Genomic DNA, 15904 nt, shown 5'->3' with positions numbered 1-15904 from the left:
GTGGTCCCTTCCTGACGGCTGGCAGGCCGTCGGCGGCGGTCGACCGGCTGCCGCCGCCGGGCGCGCCGAACCGGCCGGATTCGGGATCCGGCGGGACGATGGCGGACGGCGCGCGGGTGCGGCCCGGATCTGTCGGGAGCGGAACACGGCGACCCGGCGGGATGGCGGCAAGGTGATCGACGAATGGGCAACCTTCTATCTGAATCGCGACCTTACCCTTGCCTCCGGACGAAGGCAAAGCTTCGTCGCGATCAGCAGAAGTTTCGCTCCTGCCGACAAAAGTTCGCCCTCGTGCTGCGCCCCGCGCCCTGACCTCCCGCTTTTCCGCGCCCTACGTCCCTCGGCGCGGTCGACACGGCACGGCCGGATCGTGGGATTCCTGCCGATCGTGGCGGGGTGAAAGCCGTGCAACGGTGGCAGAACGTGCAAGATCGCCGTGCTCGGGGCGGACGGGACGTTGCGGGTCGGGTGGGGCGCGGCCGGTCGGAGTGGGTAGGTGCCGCCCAGCCTGGGCCGGTCACGCCTTTGTCTCGCCAATGGGCGCACCGCCGGAAAATGCGCCGATAAATGCGCCGCCGATTATTTCCGAATGGGATGGGCACGCCGATCGGGGCGGCGAGAATGTGGCAGAGGGAAGCCGAAAACGGGGGGACTGAAACATGACGTTTAGGCGGCGATTGACGCTGTTGGCGGTAACCATCGCAGCCGCACCGCTGGTTGTGGGAGGGTGCACCGCCGACCGGGACACGGCGTCGGGCAAGAAGCACGCCGCTCCGCCGGAAATCACGGTGACACCGGGGGACAAGGCCCGAGAGGTGCCGGTCAGCGCCGAGGTGGGCACCGTGGTCAAGGGCGGGCGGGTCACCGGCGTGCGGCTCACGGACGACAAGGGCAAGCAGATCGCGGCGGAGGCTCGTGAGGACGGCTCGGGCTGGGTGCCGAGCAAGCCGTTGCAGCCGAAGCGGACCTATACCGCCGAGGTGACCGCGACCGGCGACTCGGGCGCCACGGCGACCCGCACCACGACGTTCACCACGATGGCCAAATCGACCAAACCGCAGATCACCAGCACGCTCTATTTCGTCGGCAACCGGACGTACGGCACGGCCATGCCGGTAACCGTGGCGTTCGACCCGGGAATTCCAAAAGAGGCCAGGGCGGACGTCCAGCGCCGGTTGTTCGTAAAGACGAATCCGCCGCAGCCGGGTGCCTGGTCGTGGCTGGAGGACGGCACTCAGGTCTATTACCGGGCACCCGATTTCTGGCGCCCGGGAACGACGATCAGCGTCCGGGCCGGCCTGGAGGGGCTGCCGATCGGCAAGGACCGGGTCGGTGACGCCGAGCGGACCGCCACCTCCAAGATCGGAAAGCAGGTCGCGTTGGAGATCGACAACGCCACCAAGCAGATGACCGTGCTGCGCGACGGCAAGCAGGTACGCCGGATCCCGGTCAGCCTGGGCAAGCCGAGTACGCCCACGTCGAGCGGCAAGATGGTGATCATGGAGAAGCACGAGCGGACCACGTTCGACACCCGTGGTGAGCCGGACGGCGGGTACGTGGTCGACGTCGACGACGCCCAGCGACTCACCTGGGGTGGCGAGTTCATCCACTCCGCTCCCTGGTCGGAGGGCGACCAGGGCAGCACCAACGTCTCGCACGGGTGCACGAACGTCGCCGCCACCGCCGCGGACTGGTTGATGGGGGTGACCCAGGTCGGTGACCTGGTCACCGTCAAGGGCACCGAGGTGCAATTGGGGGCCGGCAACGGCTGGACCGCGTGGAACGTGAGCTGGGACGAGTTCGTCCGGGGCAGCGCCCTGCCGGTGCCGCCCGGGCTGCGGCCCGCGCCGGTCGCCCCGGCGCACCCGGGCGCGGTGGCCGGCGGATCGCCCGCGCCGGCGCCCTCGGTCAGCGGCCGCTGAGACACCGCCGACGGCCCTCGGGGCCGGCCCGCCTCCGCGGCGGGCCGGCCCCGCGTCCGGTCCGGGACCCCGGCGGGTCATTGGCGTCGGCCGGCGATCCCCGGCCCGGCGCTCAGTCCAGTGGGGCCCGGGCCACCCCGGGCCCGATCAGGCTGCCCAGCCAGAGCTGGTCGCCGTGCTGGCGTACCCCGGTGATCATCCAGTAGTGCCCAGCCGGGCCGTGCAGCGTCCGGCGGACCGTGCCCGCTCCGTCGACCAGCGCGACCAGCCCGTAGCGGCGCGGCTGCGGCTGCATCGCGTCGGGTAGCAACGCGGCGAGCTGGCGCAGTCGCGGGTGCGGGAGCAGCCGCTCGGCGACCGGCACCCGCGGGCTGGGCAGAGCGATCCAGTATGTGCCGTCGCCAACCGCGGAAAGATTGTCCGGATACGCGGGCAGGTCGGCGAGCACCCGCACCCCGCCGGCCAGCTCGACACGGAGCAGGCGGTGGGTGGTGGTCTCCACCAGCATCAGCGCCGACTCGTCAGGGGTCAGCGCGATCCCGTTGGGGAAGTACAGCCCGTCGGTGACCACCTCGGTGCGTCCGCTGCCCGGGTGGTACGCGAGCACCCGGCCGTTGGGGCGGTGCTCCAGCAGGTCCCGTTTCCAGTGCGAGACCGGGAACCGGTCGGAGGAGTCGGTGAAGAAGATGGTGCCGTCGCGGGCCACTGTCGCGTTGTTGGCCAGGTGCACCGGAGGCGCCGTGCCGGTCAGCTCGCGCACCGCCCCGTCCGGTGTGACCCGCAGCAACCCCCGGTACGCGTCGCAGACGATCAGCGCCGCGCCGGACTGGTCCACCTCGATGCCGAGCGGCCGGCCGCCGGTCTCGGCCAGCAGGTGGGGCCGGGTGCCGGCGGGCGCGTCGGCGGGCCACCACCAGAGTCGGCCCTCCTCGTCGCCGCTGATGACCCGGCCGGTCGGGTCGACCAGTACGTCCTCGGGACCGACCGCGCCGTCGGGAAGTGGCAGCAGGTCGACCTGGTCGAGCCTGCGATCGGTGGGCGCCCACGCCCCGGTGAGCGGGGGAGGGACCGTGGCCTGCTCGCGGACGGGCCGGATGAGCCGGGGCGGTCGGGGCCGGGGGATCAGCATCTCTCCATTCTCCACCGCCGATGCCCGCGCGGCCGGATCACCGTCGCGGGGCGGTGCGCCGGCCGTCGAGCAGAGGACGTCGGAAGCTGGCGGCTGCCTCGCTGATCCCCGTGCTGCGGCGCGGGACCCGGGGGGACCCTGGCCTCCACCGTAAGGGGGATCCGGGTGGCCTCGGGGTCTGACCCTGGACGTACCCGGAATCACCCCGCGGAGGGGCGAAACTGTCGCAGGTGGCGGCTAGATTTCTCGGCATGGGAGAGCGCAGCGACCGGTTCGACGTGCAGGTCAGCGTGGGTGATCAGGTGGTCCTGATGCGGGTGGCCGGCGAGGTCGACATCGCCACCGTGGCCGCGTTCCGCTCCGCGCTGTGGGCCGCGCCCGCCCGCCCGGTGCTCCAGCTGGATCTGTCCGAGCTGCGACTGCTCTCCGCCGCCGGGGTGCGCGCGCTGCTCGCCGCGCATCTACGGGTCCGGGCCCGTGGCGGCGAGCTCGTCCTGGTCGATCCGACGCCGGTGGTGGCCCGGGTGCTGCGTGTCACCGGCCTGCACCGGGTGTTGCCGATCCTGGAGCCGGCCCGAGCGGTCGAGGCCGCGCGCCGCCCGGCGGTCGCACCCGCGCAGCTGCTGCTGGCCGCCTGACCAGAGCCCTGGTTTCCGCCTGAACAGAGACCTGGTCTCCGCCTGACCAGAGCTTTGGTCTCCGCCTGATCCGGCCCGCCACCGGGCCGATCCGCCGAGCGGCGGGGCCGCCGGCTCGCACCGGCGACCCCGTCGAGGATCGAAATCAGCGCACGCCGAGCAGGTCGACGACGAAGACCAGCGTCTCGCCCGGCTTGATGACGCCGGCCGCGCCGCGGTCGCCGTACCCCAGGTGGGGCGGGATGGTGAGGCGGCGCCGGCCGCCGACGCGCATGCCGACAACGCCCTGGTCCCAGCCGGCGATGACCTGGCCGCCGCCGAGCGGGAACTCGAACGCCTCACCCCGGTTCCAGGACGAGTCGAACTCGCTGCCGGTGGAGTGGGACACGCCGACGTAGTGCACGCTGGCCAGCTGGCCCGGCTGGGCCTGCGGGCCCTCGCCCACGGTGATGTCCTCGATCACGAGGTCGGCCGGCGGCGCACCCTCGATCGGACCCACCTCGGGCTTGCCCGATCGGGCGCCTGCTGCCTGGTTCATGCGGGGAACTCCTGCCATTTGGGTGATGTGTCCGGTCACCGTCGATCCTGCCGGATCGCACCCCACCGATGTGCGGCGGTCCCGCTACCGGCGTGGCGACACCCCGGCGGGCCCACGACCTCGCCGGGATGTTCAAGGCTGGGAGGGGGCCACACGACTCGGCGGGCGCCACCGGTGGTGACGCCCGCCCGAGGGGTGGTGCGGGTGTGGGTCAGCGGAGCCAGCGCATCCGCTGGACGATCGGCAGTCGTGCCCAGACCCGGCCGAGGCCCCAGGTGTCGCCGGCGTCGACCAGCGCCAGCACCGCCAGCACCGCGGCGTAGATCAGGTGGTCGTCCATGAAGGGGTTGTTCTCCGGAGGCAGGACGGCGGTCCACATCAGCACCAGGAGCAGCCCTCCAGCCACGGCGGCGGCCCGCATGCCGATGCCGAGCAGCAGGGCGACGCCGATCCCGGCGAGGCCGGCCATGAACAGCAGGTCCGCCCAGGCGGCGCCGGCGATCCCGGCGTAGACGTCCTTGAAGGGACCGGCGACCCCGAAGGTGAGGAAACCCTCGGTCGGGCTGCCCCCGTTGATCCAGGCGTTCTTCGACTCGGTGGCCAGCCCGAGGCCGAACAGCTTGTCGATGAACGCCCAGAGGAAGATCCAGCCGAGCGCCAGCCGGATGCCGGCCAGGAGGTACCGGACGGCCCTCTCGCGGGGGGTGCCCGTCGTCGGAGCGGTGGTCTCGGCGCTGATCCGCTCGATCGTCGCGGCCATGGTGTCCACGTCCCTTCTCTGCTTCGCACCGCGCTTCCCCGGTGGCATCTCCAGTGGACGCCGGTGGCGCCGTCGACGGCAGGGCCGACGGACGCAACCGCCCGGGACCTTCGACCCCTGCGACGCGGACCGGGAGGCCCTGACCGCGCCGGGCGTCCGGCCGTACCGTCCGAGGTGGACGACGAGAGGGAGGCCGTGATGAGGACCTGGCAGGTGGGTGACGTGATGACCCGGGAGGTCGCGACCGTGCTGGCCGAGACCCCGTACCGGGAGATCGTGGACGTGTTGGTGCGTCGCGAGGTCAGCGCGGTGCCGGTGGTCGACGGCTTCCGCCGGGTGCTGGGTGTGGTGTCCGAGGCCGACCTGCTGCACCGGATCGAACGCGCTGGCGAGCCGGCGCAGCGGCGGGTCTTCGAGAGCCGCCGCCGACGTGACGCGCGGGACAGGAGCGAGGCGCTGCTGGCCGGCGATCTGATGACCGCGCCCGCGGTCACCACGTGTCCGCAGGCGTCGCTGCCCGCCGCCGCCCGGCTGCTCGATCGTGAGCAGGTCAAGCGGCTGCCGGTGCTGGACGACCTCGGCCGGCTGGTCGGCATCGTCAGTCGCGCCGACCTGCTGCGGGTGCACCTGCGCTCGGACGCCGAGATCCGCGAGGACGTGGTGCAGGAGGTGCTCCGCCGGGTGCTCGCCGTGCGGGACGGCCTGGTCACCGTCGAGGTCCGCCACGGCGAGGTCACCCTGGCCGGCCGGCTGGACCGGCGCTCCGCCGTCGACCTCGCCGGGCGGCTCGCCGCCCAGGTGAGCGGCGTGGTTCAGGTGACCAACACGATCGGCTACGAGGCGGACGACACCGCCTTCGATCCGGCGCGGGTGACGCCGGTCGCCTGAGCGTCCACCGACGGCCCGGCTGGCCGGGCCCGCGCCGACGTCGCCGGAGCGCCACCGCCGCCCCGGCTGGCCGGGCCCGCCTCGACTTCGCCGGAGCGCCGTCGTCGGATCGGCCGCTCGCCTAGGCTCGGGAGCGGCCGTCCGACGGGGTGCGCGGGCGGTGCGCGGTGGTCGATGCGGGGGGCGCCGGGTGGCTGAGGCGATGGTCGCGGTGCCGCTGTGGGCCTGGGCGGCGGTCGGCGCGGTGATCGCCGTGATGCTCGGGGTCGACGTGCTCATGCACCGGGACAGCCACGTCATCGAGCTGCGCGAGGCGCTGATCTGGAGCGGCGTCTGGATCGTCGCGGGCCTGCTGTTCGGGTTGGTCGTCTGGTTCGGCCTGGGCGGCGACCCGGCGATCGCGTACTACTCCGGCTACTTGCTGGAGAAGGCGCTCTCGGTGGACAACGTCTTCGTCTTCGCCCTGCTCTTCGGCTACTTCCGGGTGCCGCCGGGCTACCAGCACAAGGTGCTGTTCTGGGGCGTCGTCGGCGCGCTCGCGTTTCGGCTGGTCTTCATCTTCGCCGGCGCCGAGCTGCTGGACCGGCTCGCCTGGGCCGGGTTCGTGTTGGGCGCCTTTCTGATCTGGACCGGTTGGCGGCTGGCGGTGCGGGGGGAGCCGGACGTCGACCCGGAGCGCAACCCGGTGGTCCGGCTGTTCCGGCGGGTGGTCCCCACCGACGCCCGGTACCACGGCGACCGGTTCACCGCCCGGGTCGACGGCCGGCGGAAGGCCACCGTGTTGCTGGTGACGCTCGTCGCCATCGAGGCCACCGACGTGGTCTTCGCCATCGATTCGGTGGCGGCGATCCTCGCGATCACCACGAACACGTTCCTGGTCTGGACGGCCACCGCCTTCGCCGTGCTCGGGCTGCGGAGCCTCTACTTCTGCCTCGCCGGCCTGCTGCGCCACTTCGGCTACCTGCGCTACGGGCTGGCCCTGCTGCTCGCCTTCGCGGGGCTGAAGCTGATCCTGGCCGAGACGCCGGTGGGCAAGCTCCCGGTATGGCTGACCCTCACGGTGGTGGTGCTGACCCTCGCGGTCTCCGTCGTGGCCAGCGTCGTGGCCGCCCGGCGCGGCCGCGCCACCGGCTGACCGGCTCGGCGTCAGCCGGCCAGCACCGGACGGGACAGCTGGTCGGCCAGCAGCGCGGGCGCCTCAACGAGGGACGGGCCGTACCAGGTGAGGTGTCGCCCGGAGAGCAGGGCGCACGGTACGCCGGGAAAGGCCTCCGGCCCGTCGTCGGCGCTGAACCGGTACGGCTCGTCGGGCAGCACCACCAGCTCCGGCCGCTGGTCACGGAGTTCGGCCAGACCCGGGCGGGGATAGCGCTCGGCGTGCTGGTCGTACGCGTTGACCACGCCGAGCCGGTGCAGCACGTCGCCGGCGAACGTGTCGCCGCCGAGCACCACCCACGGTCGGCGCCAGACCGGCACCACCGCCCGGCGGGCCGGCGTCAGGCGGGGCGGCTCGGCCCACGCCCGCCGGGCCGCCCGCAGCCAGTCCGGCTCCGCCGGCGCGCCCAGCTCGGCCACCAGCTCGGCCAGCTCGGTCAACGCGCCCGCGACGGTACGCGGATAGGTGACCCGCACCGGCACGCCGGCGGCCCGCAGCGCCTCCGCGTCCTCCCGGCGGTTCTCCTCCACGTTCAGCAGCACCAGGTCCGGCCGCAGCGCGCGGACCCGGTCCAGGTCCGGGTACTTGGTGCCGCCGACCCGGGCGACGTCCAGGCCGGCCGGGTGGGTGCACCAGTCGGTGGCCCCGACCAGCACGCCCGGCAGGGTCAGCGCCACCGCCTCGGTCAGTGACGGCACCAGCGACACCACCCGCACCCGCGCACCTCCGTCCGCCATCGGGGCTCCGGCACCGATCATGCCGGTCGGGCCGGTGCGGCGCGGGTCAGGGTCGTCCGGGCTCGATCCGGGCGGTCACGTCGAGGTGCGCCGGTTGGCAGCCGGCGGTCGTCGCGAACCGGCGGACCGCCGCGCCGACGTGCTCGCGTACCCGGGCGGTCGGGGTGTCGGCCGTCAGGTCCACCCGGATCCACACGTCGGGTCGCGGCGGCGCTCCGGTGAGCACCACTCGGGCGCGGCGTACCCCGGGGGCGCCGGTCAGGTCCCGCTCCAGCGCGTGGACGAGGACGTCGGCGGCCACTCGGGTACGGCCCGGGCGGCGCCCGGGGTGACTCAGCGTGCCGCGCACCGCGGAGCGGGGCCGGCGCAGCTCCGCGCGCAGCAGGTGGTGCCCGCTCAGGGCGAGCAGCGCCCCGGCGGCCGCCGCGGCCAGGGTGGTCCACGGCGTGGCCAGCCGCCACTGGTGCAGGAGGCGGGCGCTCAGCAGCGCCGCGCCGGGGTCGCCGCCGGGCAGCACGCCGTAGCTGGCCGCCAGCGCCGCCGCGCCGCCGGCCACCAGCAGCAGCGCGATGATGGTCCACAGCAGTCGGTGTGCGGCGTCCGTCATACCGACCAGCCGCGGGGAAGCAGCCGGACCTCGATCCGGCCGGTGCGGGGCGCGGCGAGGCGGTGCAGCTCCTGGTGCACCGCGAACTCCACCTCGGCGCGGGCCGCCGGGTCGCCGGTGGCGCGCACCCGGGGCCGCCATTCGGCGCCGCGCCGGCGGACCCGGACACGGGCCCGGCGTACGCCCGGCACGGTGCCGACCGCGTCGGCCAGCCGGCGCTCCACACAGCGGCGGTGCAGGTGCCAGCCGTCCCGCTCGTCGACGCGCAGCCGGACCGGTGTCCAGCGCCGCAGCTGAGCGGCCAGGACGACCAGGCCGAGCAGCACGGCCCCGCCGGCCACCGCGCGGACACCCGGGTCACGCCATCCGGTGCTGGTCAGCGTGTCGTACCAGTCGGTCCGCGTGAGCAGGGGCGTTGGGCGGTCCAGGGTGACCAGCAGCGCCTGCACGGCCAGCAGCACGCCGCCAGCCAGCAGCGCCGCGGCCAGCACCAGCGAGGCGACGCGGTTCGCGGTCCGCATGTCAGCCTCCCGCCGTCCGCCCGGTCCGGGGGACGTCGACGCCGGGGACGAGCAGGTCGTCCACCGTGACCGTCACCGCCGCCACGCTGAGCCCGGTGTCGGCTGCCATCCGGTCGGCGACCGCCACCCGGACGGCCTCGGCGACGGCGGGCACACTGTGCCCGTACCAGGTGACCAGACGCAGGTCGAGTCCCACGGACCGGCCGTCCATGCGGACGGTGGCGGGGCGGACGTCGGACACGCCCGGGACGCCGCCGGCCGCGTCGGCTGCGATGCGGGCGACGTCCGCCGCGCCGAGTTCCTGGCGGCCCGCGCCGGCGCTGGGGCCGATCCCGGTGTTCGGAGCGATCCCGGGGCTCGGATTCCGGCCGGCGGTCGCGGCGCCGCCGCCGCTCGGGTCCGGGCCGGTGGTCGGGGCGGGCCGGCGGATGCTGGGCGGCGCGGCGAGCCGGTGGTGGCGTCCTGCCCGGCCGGCGTGAGGTCGCCGGAGGAGGGTGGGGTCACCGGCCAGCCGGGACGGTCCGGCACGGCCGGTGCGGTCACCCCGGCGTCCGCGAGCACCCGCACCGCTACCGGTGAGGACGTCGAACTGCTGTCGCGACATGCTGACCTCCCGGCCGGTCCGCTACCGGCGACCCCGCTGGATACACCCTGTGGTGACCCCTGGAACCCCACCCGCCTGTGATCTGGCTCACAGCACTTGCCTGGGCGCTGGCGCGCTCCGGAGGTCCTTGACACGCTTCTACAACGTTGTAACGCTCGCTTCGTCCCGAGGAGACCTCATGCGTGTTCCCCCGGCCCCGTCTCCGGCACCCGCCGCCCACCCCGTGCCCAGCGGCGACGACGAGGTACCGGTCGAGGCGCTCGGCGACCTGTACCGCGACGGCATCACCGCCTGCCGGGGCGCCTTCGACCCGGCCTGGGTGGAGCAGGTCGGCAACGATGTGGCCGTCGCGTTCGAGGAGGCGCGTTCCCGCCCCGACGGCGCGGTCGGTCGTGGACCGCAGCGCTGGTACGTGGAGATCCACCCGGAGCAGCTGAGCGGATTCGTCGAGTTGGTCACCCACCCGTGGGTGGCGTCGGTCTGCCGGGCGGTGCTCGGCCCGGAGTACGAGATCGTCGAACTCGGTTTCGACATCCCCTTTCCCGGCGCGGCGATGCAACCCTGGCACCGGGACTTCCCCATGCCGGAGGAGACCCGGCGGCAGCGGCGGCTCACCTCATTGGCGTTCAACCTGACCACCGTCGACACGGTGGAGGAGATGGGCCCGTTCGAGATCGCCCCGGGCACCCAGTGGGACGACGGCGTCGACTTCGACCACGGGATGTTCCCGCCCCGCGAGCGCTACCCCCGCTACCAGCAGCGGGCGGTACGCAAGTACCCGCAGCGTGGCGACATCTCCGCCCGGTCGGCGCTGACCATCCATCGCGGCACCCCGAACGTCTCCCAGTCGGCGCGCCCGGTCCTGGTCCTCGGCGTGGACGCCCCCGGCGCGGGCAACGCCGCACACCACGACATGGCCGTCACCCAGGGCTACTGGGACGGGCTGCCGGCGACGGTCCGGGCGCACCTGCCCTGCCCGGTGGTGGACCGGTTGGAGCCGATCCGGCAGAAGCACACGATCGAGGGTCTGGTGATGGGCGCCGCCGAGTAACCGCCGGTCCGGCCGGTCGGACCGTCCCGGCCGCACCGCCGAGGCGCACACCATGATCGACCGCCTAGACTCGGTCCGGCGCGACCGACCGGCGGATGGATCAGGCAGATGACGAGCACCGTCAGCGACGACCGTGGCTGGCTGCGGGCGTTGCCCGCCGACGGTGCGCGGGACACCCTGCTCACCCGCGCCGGTCACCGCGTGTACCCGGCGCGCCGGCTCAGCGAGCTGGTCCAGGGGCGTCCGCCCGGTGTGACCGGCAGTCAGTGGACCTCGGCCAGCCGGGCCGCCTTCGACTTCGTGATCTGCGCCGCCGACACCGGTCGACCGATCGTCGCCGTGGAGATCGGCCCGGTCTCGCCGGCCGGCTCCGCGCAGCAGCGGGCCGAGCGGCTCAAGGACGCGGTGAGCGCGGCGGTCGGGCTACCCGTGCTGCGGATCGGGTCGCCAACCCTGCGGCCGGCCGAGCACGGCCGACGCCTCGTGGAGTACGTGATCGACGCGCGGGACTACGCGGCGGGCGGCGCCGGGGACGAGTCGACCCCGGTCAGCTACCGGGACATTCTCGGCCGCCTGCCGGACGGCCGCACCGGCCCCGTGAACGACCTTGGCGCGCTGGCCCGGGCTGCCGCGGTCGAGGCGTACGTCGCCCGGCGGCTGGCCGACCCGATCGTCCGGGGGCTGCACGTGCGCTGGGCGGACGGCCCGGCGCAGGGCTGGAGCTGGGTGCAGGTGCGCCCCGACGCGTGTCTGGTCGAGCGGGTGTCGGTGACCGAGCACCGCTTCTCCTGCGGCATCGACCCGGCCCGGCTGGCCGAGGACCTCGCCACGGTCGCCGTCGGGGAACGACTGCGCGTCACGGAATCGGTCGACCCGGAGCTGCTGCCGCGCGCCGAGCTCACCGCCGAGATCGTCGCACTGAGCCGGCGCCGGAACGAGCTCGTCGGCGGTTTCGCGTTCGACCACCTCTGCGTCGACTGATCCGTCACCGGCTGCACTCAGCCGACCCTCCCAACGCGGCTCGCGCCGGACCGCGGCAATTTCCTGTGCGTTGGTTGAACCTTCCCGCTCGCCGTCCCGTACTCCTGCGCGAATGAAGAGGATCTCCCCATCCGCGTCGACGGGACGCGGGAGACGGTGCGGAAAGGGCATCGTCGGCCATCGACACGTCACCGGGTAGGTCGCGGTGGTCGCCGCCGTGGCGTGCCATCTCACATCCGTCGGTCCGCCGAGGGCAGGAATCCACTACCGGATCGAGAAGGAGAGCAATTCGATGCGCAGGTCCACACGGGCGCGCCGGTCATCCGGCAACGCGCGGAGCAAGCGTCTGCTGGCCGTTGTCGGCACGCTCGTGGTCTTCGGCGGAGTAGTCGCCGTGACCCAGATTTCGTCGGCCCAGGACCGGCGGCCGAACAGTCCCCGGCCGGCCTCTGAACAGTGTGTGCAGCCGAGCCCGGGCGCGACCGCGCCGAATGGTGGCGACTCAACCACCCGGACGTGGCAGAACGGTCGCTGGGTGCGCAACCACTGGGGTGACGGGCAGCAGTCGGTCCCCGAGTGCGAGGACGGCAAGGACGGCACGGTCGGCAGCGGCTCGGCCATCGCCTGCCCGGACGTGACGGCCAAGCTTCCGGAGGTGCCGGCCCGGGCCCGCGCCGAGGTGGACCGCAACCTCGCCCAGTTGCAGACCCAGATCGCCGAGGCCGACCGCCGGCTGGCCGCCGAGGGCAACAAGGGCGAAGCCTTCATCCGCAACTCGATCCTGCAACCGCTGGCGGCCAAGCGGCGCGCGGTGCTGAACCGGATCACGACCGCCATCGACCGGGCCGGACCACGGCCGCAGGGTCTCGCGCAGCTCGCCGAGTGTCAGGTGCAGCCGACCGGCAACAGCGGCGGTGGCGACAGCGGCGGTGGTAACAGCGGCGGTGGCGACAACGGCGGTGGTAACAGCGGCGGTGGCGACAACGGTGGCGGTAACAACGGTGGCGGCAACAACGGTGGCGGCAACGCTCCGGGTGCCGGCCTCGGCGTGCTGGCCAACAACTGCGACGAGAGCCAGCTCCAGCCGCACGACGGCTTCCAGACCGGCAACCGCTGCGTGAGCACCGAGTTCGGCGAGGTCGGCGCGGCCGCCAACAACCCCTCGCTGCTGATCACCCAGTTCCCCGATCAGGTCGGCCAGAACCAGGCCTTCACCCTGCGGGTCAGCACCCGCAACCTGATCCGGGACCGCTTCCTGGCCGCCGGTCAGGGCGGGTACTACGTGGAGAGCTCGCTGCTCAACGACCAGGGTCTGGTCCGCGGACACTTCCACACCGCCTGCCGGATGCTGGACAGCCTGACCGCCCCGCCGGAGCCGCAGGAGGTGCCCGCCTTCTTCGTCGCCACCGAGGACGGACGCGGTAGTGCCCAGCCGGACGAGGTGACCATCCAGATTCCGGGTCTGCCCGAGTCGGGCACCGCCCAGTGCGCGGTATGGGCCGGTGACGGCTCGCACCGTCTGCCGATGATGGAACGGGCCAACCAGACCCCGGCGTTCGACGCCGTGCGTATCGAGGTCAACTGAGTCGGAACAGATCGAGCCGAGTGAACGGCGGCCGGTCACCGGGGCGGACAGCCCGGGTGACCGGCCGCGGCACATCACCCCGGCGCGCTGTTGGAGGCGGCGGCGGGGGAGAGGGCCGACAAGAATCGACGGGGTCGCGCCGTTTCCGGCGAGACCCCGTCCTCGTGTCGTACGTTCAGCGGTTCTTGTACGCCTCGACGACCTCGACCGGGATCCGGCCCCGCTCGGAAATCTTGTAGCCGTTCTTGACGGCCCATTCCCGGATGGCCCGGTTCTGCTCCCGGTCCATTCCGGCGCCGCTGGGTCGCCCCGGCCGCCGAACTGTCCGGGTGTTCTCCACCGGGCCCCGGCCAATCCGCCGACCCGCATTGATGTAAGGATCCAGCGCCTTGCGCAGGACGCCCGCATTCTCGTCCGAGACATCGATCGTGTAGGCCACGCCGTCGAGACTGAACTCGACCGTCCGGTCGGCCTTCCCACCGTCGAGGTCGTCGGTCAGCACCGTGATTACTTTTCTCGCCATTGCCGATTACTCCCTGTGTGTGGCGGGATGTGTCCAAAGTCTGACCTATCACCCCGGGAAACCGCAACAATATGCGTCCCATTCATTTCGGCGCGTCGCGATTCCGGTGCCGCAAAACCGCGAACGGGAGCTGAATCGCGGAAGGGCCCGGCCTCATTCGCCGAGCAGGCCGGCGTGTCCGGCGACGGCGGCGGCCTCCGCCCGGTTGGACACCCGCAGCTTGCGCAGCAGCGCGGCGGTCATGCGTTTCACCGTCCGCTCCGAGACGTGCAGTTCCTCGGCGATGTCGACGGTGTTGCGGCCGGCGGCGATCGCCCGCAGCAGACGGCGCTCCTCGCCGTCCAGGTCGACCGGCGCCGCGCGCGAGGGCCGCAGCACGGCGCGCAGCAGCTCGGCCGGCAGCACCGCCCAGCCGTCGAGGATGGCCAGCAGCGGAGGCAGCAGCTCCTCCGGCTCGCTGGTCTTCGGCAGGAACCCCTCCGCGCCCGCCCGGAGCGCCTCCAGCGCGGGTGCCGGGTCGGTCGAGCCGGACATCGCGACCACCCGGACCCGCGGGGTGGTCCGCCGGATCGCGGCCACCGCCCGGATGCCACCGGGAGGCGGCATGTGCAGGTCCACCAGCGCCAGGTCGGGGTGGCAACGGCTGACCAGGGCGGCCGCCGCGGCGGCGTCGCCGGTCGAGCCGACCACCTCGGCGCGGCCGTCGCTGGTCAGTGGAAGCAGCAGCTCCAGGCCGCGGACGAAGAGGGGGTGGTCGTCCACGACCGCGAGTCTGATGGTGGGGCCGTCCGGCATGTCTGCGCCGTTCCCCAGCGGGTACCGATCATGCGGGTACGCACCGAACGAGGGGAGTCGGGTGGATGCGCGCACGCCACGGTTTGCAGGGCCTGTTGCGAGGGTTGCGTCGGACCGAGGTCGGACTCGGCGACCAGGGGCCTCCGCCCGCCGACTCGGAGCTGCTGCTGCGCGTGCTGTGCCACGAGTTCCGTACTCCGGTGAGCACCCTGACCTCGCTGACCCGTGCGCTGGCCGACGAGCGCCGGGAGCTGACCGGCGCGGACCGGCGGGCGATCACCGAGCTGGCCCGCGACCAGGCCGCGCACCTGCAGAGCCTGCTGCGGGGCGCGGCCGCCGGCACCGGCGCCCTGGCGTCGACCGCCCAGCCGGAGCCGGCCGTGCCGCTGGCCGGGATGCTGCGCGAGGCCGCCGCGCTGGTGCCGGCGAACCGGCGCCGGGTCCGGGCCACCCGGTGGGCCTGCGCCTGCCCGGTGCCCTCCGGTCGGACCCGGCAGGTGCTGGTGAATCTCGTGGAGAACGCGCTGCGGCACGGGCCGGCGCAGGGACAGGTCGGGCTCTACGCCGCGCTGCGCCGCCCCGGCCTGAGCATCCTGGTCACCGACGAGGGGCGGGTGGACGACGCGCTGCTGGCCGCGATGCGCCGCACGGCGCCGGTGGCCGGGATGTCCGGCCTCGGTCTCTGGATCGTGCGACAGCTGCTGGCGGCGGACGGGGGAGCGCTGCGGGTGCACCGGTTGCGGCCGCGCGGGGTGGCGCTGGAGGTGCTGCTGCCCGTGGTCCGCGTGGTGCGCTGACCCCACCGGGACACGGGTTGGCCCGGCCGGGTCACCGGGGCGGGAATCGTCCTCGTGCCAGCTCCCGGCACGGAGGAGGACCCATGTTCGGCCACATCAAGGACCTGCAGTTCGAGGCGAAGCCGGACGGCCCGGACGCGGCGTTCGCCCGCCGGTTGCAGGAGATCCTGGGCGGCAAGTGGGGCGAGATGACCGTCGCCAACCAGTACCTCTACCAGGGCTGGAACTGCCGACTGCCCGGCAAGTACAAGGACCTGCTCCTGGACGTCGGCACCGAGGAGATGGGCCACGTCGAGATGATCGCCACCATGATCACCCGCCTGCTGGAGAACGCCCCCCTGTCCCTGCAGGAAGCCGCCGACGACAACCCCATGGTCGCCGCCGTCTACGGCGGCTCCAACCCCGCACACTTCATCCACGGCGGCGGCGGCGCCCTACCCACCGACAGCAACGGCGTGCCCTGGAACGCCGCGTTCATCACCGCCAGCGGCAACCTCATGGCCGACTTCCACCTCAACGCCACCGCCGAAGCACAAGGCCGCCTGCAGGTCGCCCGACTGTTCAACATGACCGACGACCCCGGCGTCAAACAGATGCTGCGCTTCCTGCTGGCCCGCGACACCATGCACCAGAACATGTGGCTCGCCGCCATCGAACAACTCAAACAGGACG

At 73.2% G+C, this 15904-nt stretch carries 18 protein-coding genes; 9 read left to right on the top strand and 9 right to left on the bottom strand.

All coding sequences use genetic code 11. The features are described 5' to 3' along the window. Positions 1–659: 659 nt before the first annotated feature. A complete protein-coding gene (locus tag EAD89_RS23970; RefSeq protein ID WP_121677291.1) occupies positions 660–1922 on the top strand; it encodes an Ig-like domain-containing protein in 1263 nt (420 codons plus the stop codon). 112 nt (positions 1923–2034) lie between these two features. On the opposite strand, the gene EAD89_RS23965 is transcribed toward EAD89_RS23970, so the two are convergent. Then, on the bottom strand, positions 2035–3051 hold the full coding sequence (locus tag EAD89_RS23965) for an SMP-30/gluconolactonase/LRE family protein (protein WP_121677290.1): 1017 nt from the start codon (positions 3049–3051) through the stop codon (positions 2035–2037). A gap of 251 nt (positions 3052–3302) precedes the next feature. On the opposite strand from EAD89_RS23965, the gene EAD89_RS23960 reads away from it, so the two are divergent. After that, a complete protein-coding gene (locus tag EAD89_RS23960; RefSeq protein WP_121653736.1) occupies positions 3303–3689 on the top strand; it encodes an STAS domain-containing protein in 387 nt (128 codons plus the stop codon). Positions 3690–3834: 145 nt separating this feature from the next. Here EAD89_RS23960 and EAD89_RS23955 read toward each other — a convergent pair whose 3' ends face one another. Together EAD89_RS23955 and EAD89_RS23950 are read right to left on the bottom strand one after the other, a co-directional pair. After that, positions 3835–4227 carry an FKBP-type peptidyl-prolyl cis-trans isomerase gene (locus EAD89_RS23955; protein WP_074310352.1) on the bottom strand — a complete coding sequence of 131 codons (393 nt, stop codon included), beginning with the start codon at positions 4225–4227 and terminating at the stop codon, positions 3835–3837. A gap of 211 nt (positions 4228–4438) precedes the next feature. Beyond that, positions 4439–4996, bottom strand: coding sequence for a hypothetical protein (locus tag EAD89_RS23950; protein WP_121677289.1), 558 nt, complete (start codon positions 4994–4996; stop codon positions 4439–4441). A 189-nt stretch (positions 4997–5185) separates the two neighbouring features. Between EAD89_RS23950 and EAD89_RS23945 the strand changes: the two genes are divergently transcribed. Both EAD89_RS23945 and EAD89_RS23940 read left to right on the top strand, forming a co-directional pair. Then, positions 5186–5875, top strand: a complete 690-nt coding sequence (locus EAD89_RS23945; protein ID WP_121677288.1) for a CBS domain-containing protein — start codon at positions 5186–5188, stop codon at positions 5873–5875. Between the two features lie 202 nt (positions 5876–6077). Next, positions 6078–7010, top strand: a complete 933-nt coding sequence (locus EAD89_RS23940; protein ID WP_121677287.1) for a TerC/Alx family metal homeostasis membrane protein — start codon at positions 6078–6080, stop codon at positions 7008–7010. Positions 7011–7021: 11 nt separating this feature from the next. Here EAD89_RS23940 and EAD89_RS23935 read toward each other — a convergent pair whose 3' ends face one another. The 4 genes from EAD89_RS23935 to EAD89_RS23920 form a co-directional block, all read right to left on the bottom strand. Then, complete coding sequence (locus tag EAD89_RS23935) at positions 7022–7747, bottom strand: helical backbone metal receptor (RefSeq protein WP_121677301.1); 726 nt, start codon at positions 7745–7747, stop codon at positions 7022–7024. 67 nt (positions 7748–7814) lie between these two features. Beyond that, a complete protein-coding gene (locus EAD89_RS23930; RefSeq protein WP_121677286.1) occupies positions 7815–8375 on the bottom strand; it encodes a hypothetical protein in 561 nt (186 codons plus the stop codon). Next, entirely contained in the window at positions 8372–8896 is a 525-nt protein-coding gene (locus EAD89_RS23925; RefSeq protein ID WP_121677285.1) for a DUF6286 domain-containing protein, read from the bottom strand. The genes EAD89_RS23930 and EAD89_RS23925 overlap by 4 nt, the downstream gene beginning before the upstream one ends. 1 nt (position 8897) lies before the next feature. After that, a complete protein-coding gene (locus EAD89_RS23920; RefSeq protein WP_121677284.1) occupies positions 8898–9500 on the bottom strand; it encodes an Asp23/Gls24 family envelope stress response protein in 603 nt (200 codons plus the stop codon). A 178-nt stretch (positions 9501–9678) separates the two neighbouring features. On the opposite strand from EAD89_RS23920, the gene EAD89_RS23915 reads away from it, so the two are divergent. The 3 genes from EAD89_RS23915 (at position 9679) to EAD89_RS30300 (ending at position 13117) form a co-directional block, all read left to right on the top strand. Continuing rightward, the gene (locus EAD89_RS23915) at positions 9679–10551 is read left to right on the top strand and encodes a phytanoyl-CoA dioxygenase family protein (RefSeq protein ID WP_121677283.1); all 873 of its coding nucleotides are present in this window, start codon (positions 9679–9681) and stop codon (positions 10549–10551) included. Between the two features lie 108 nt (positions 10552–10659). Next, positions 10660–11532, top strand: coding sequence for a DUF2726 domain-containing protein (locus EAD89_RS23910; RefSeq protein ID WP_121677282.1), 873 nt, complete (start codon positions 10660–10662; stop codon positions 11530–11532). Between the two features lie 292 nt (positions 11533–11824). Further along, entirely contained in the window at positions 11825–13117 is a 1293-nt protein-coding gene (locus EAD89_RS30300; RefSeq protein ID WP_147458860.1) for a hypothetical protein, read from the top strand. 175 nt (positions 13118–13292) lie between these two features. On the opposite strand, the gene EAD89_RS23890 is transcribed toward EAD89_RS30300, so the two are convergent. Both EAD89_RS23890 and EAD89_RS23885 read right to left on the bottom strand, forming a co-directional pair. Beyond that, positions 13293–13640 carry an Lsr2 family protein gene (locus EAD89_RS23890; RefSeq protein ID WP_074310340.1) on the bottom strand — a complete coding sequence of 116 codons (348 nt, stop codon included), beginning with the start codon at positions 13638–13640 and terminating at the stop codon, positions 13293–13295. 153 nt (positions 13641–13793) lie between these two features. Then, positions 13794–14402: a response regulator transcription factor gene (locus tag EAD89_RS23885; protein WP_233579043.1), complete on the bottom strand. Its 609-nt coding sequence runs from the start codon at positions 14400–14402 to the stop codon at positions 13794–13796. A 98-nt stretch (positions 14403–14500) separates the two neighbouring features. On the opposite strand from EAD89_RS23885, the gene EAD89_RS30550 reads away from it, so the two are divergent. Together EAD89_RS30550 and EAD89_RS23875 are read left to right on the top strand one after the other, a co-directional pair. Beyond that, positions 14501–15232: a sensor histidine kinase KdpD gene (locus EAD89_RS30550; protein WP_121653726.1), complete on the top strand. Its 732-nt coding sequence runs from the start codon at positions 14501–14503 to the stop codon at positions 15230–15232. Between the two features lie 83 nt (positions 15233–15315). Continuing rightward, on the top strand, positions 15316–15904 hold a 589-nt coding region (locus tag EAD89_RS23875), incomplete at its 3' end, for a manganese catalase family protein (RefSeq protein ID WP_121677279.1).

It is taken from the genome of Micromonospora sp. BL4 (genome assembly GCF_003667505.1).
Taxonomy (GTDB): domain Bacteria; phylum Actinomycetota; class Actinomycetes; order Mycobacteriales; family Micromonosporaceae; genus Micromonospora.
The sequence above is the reverse complement of the archived record's forward strand: the minus strand, read 5'-3'. Positions and strand labels throughout refer to the sequence as shown.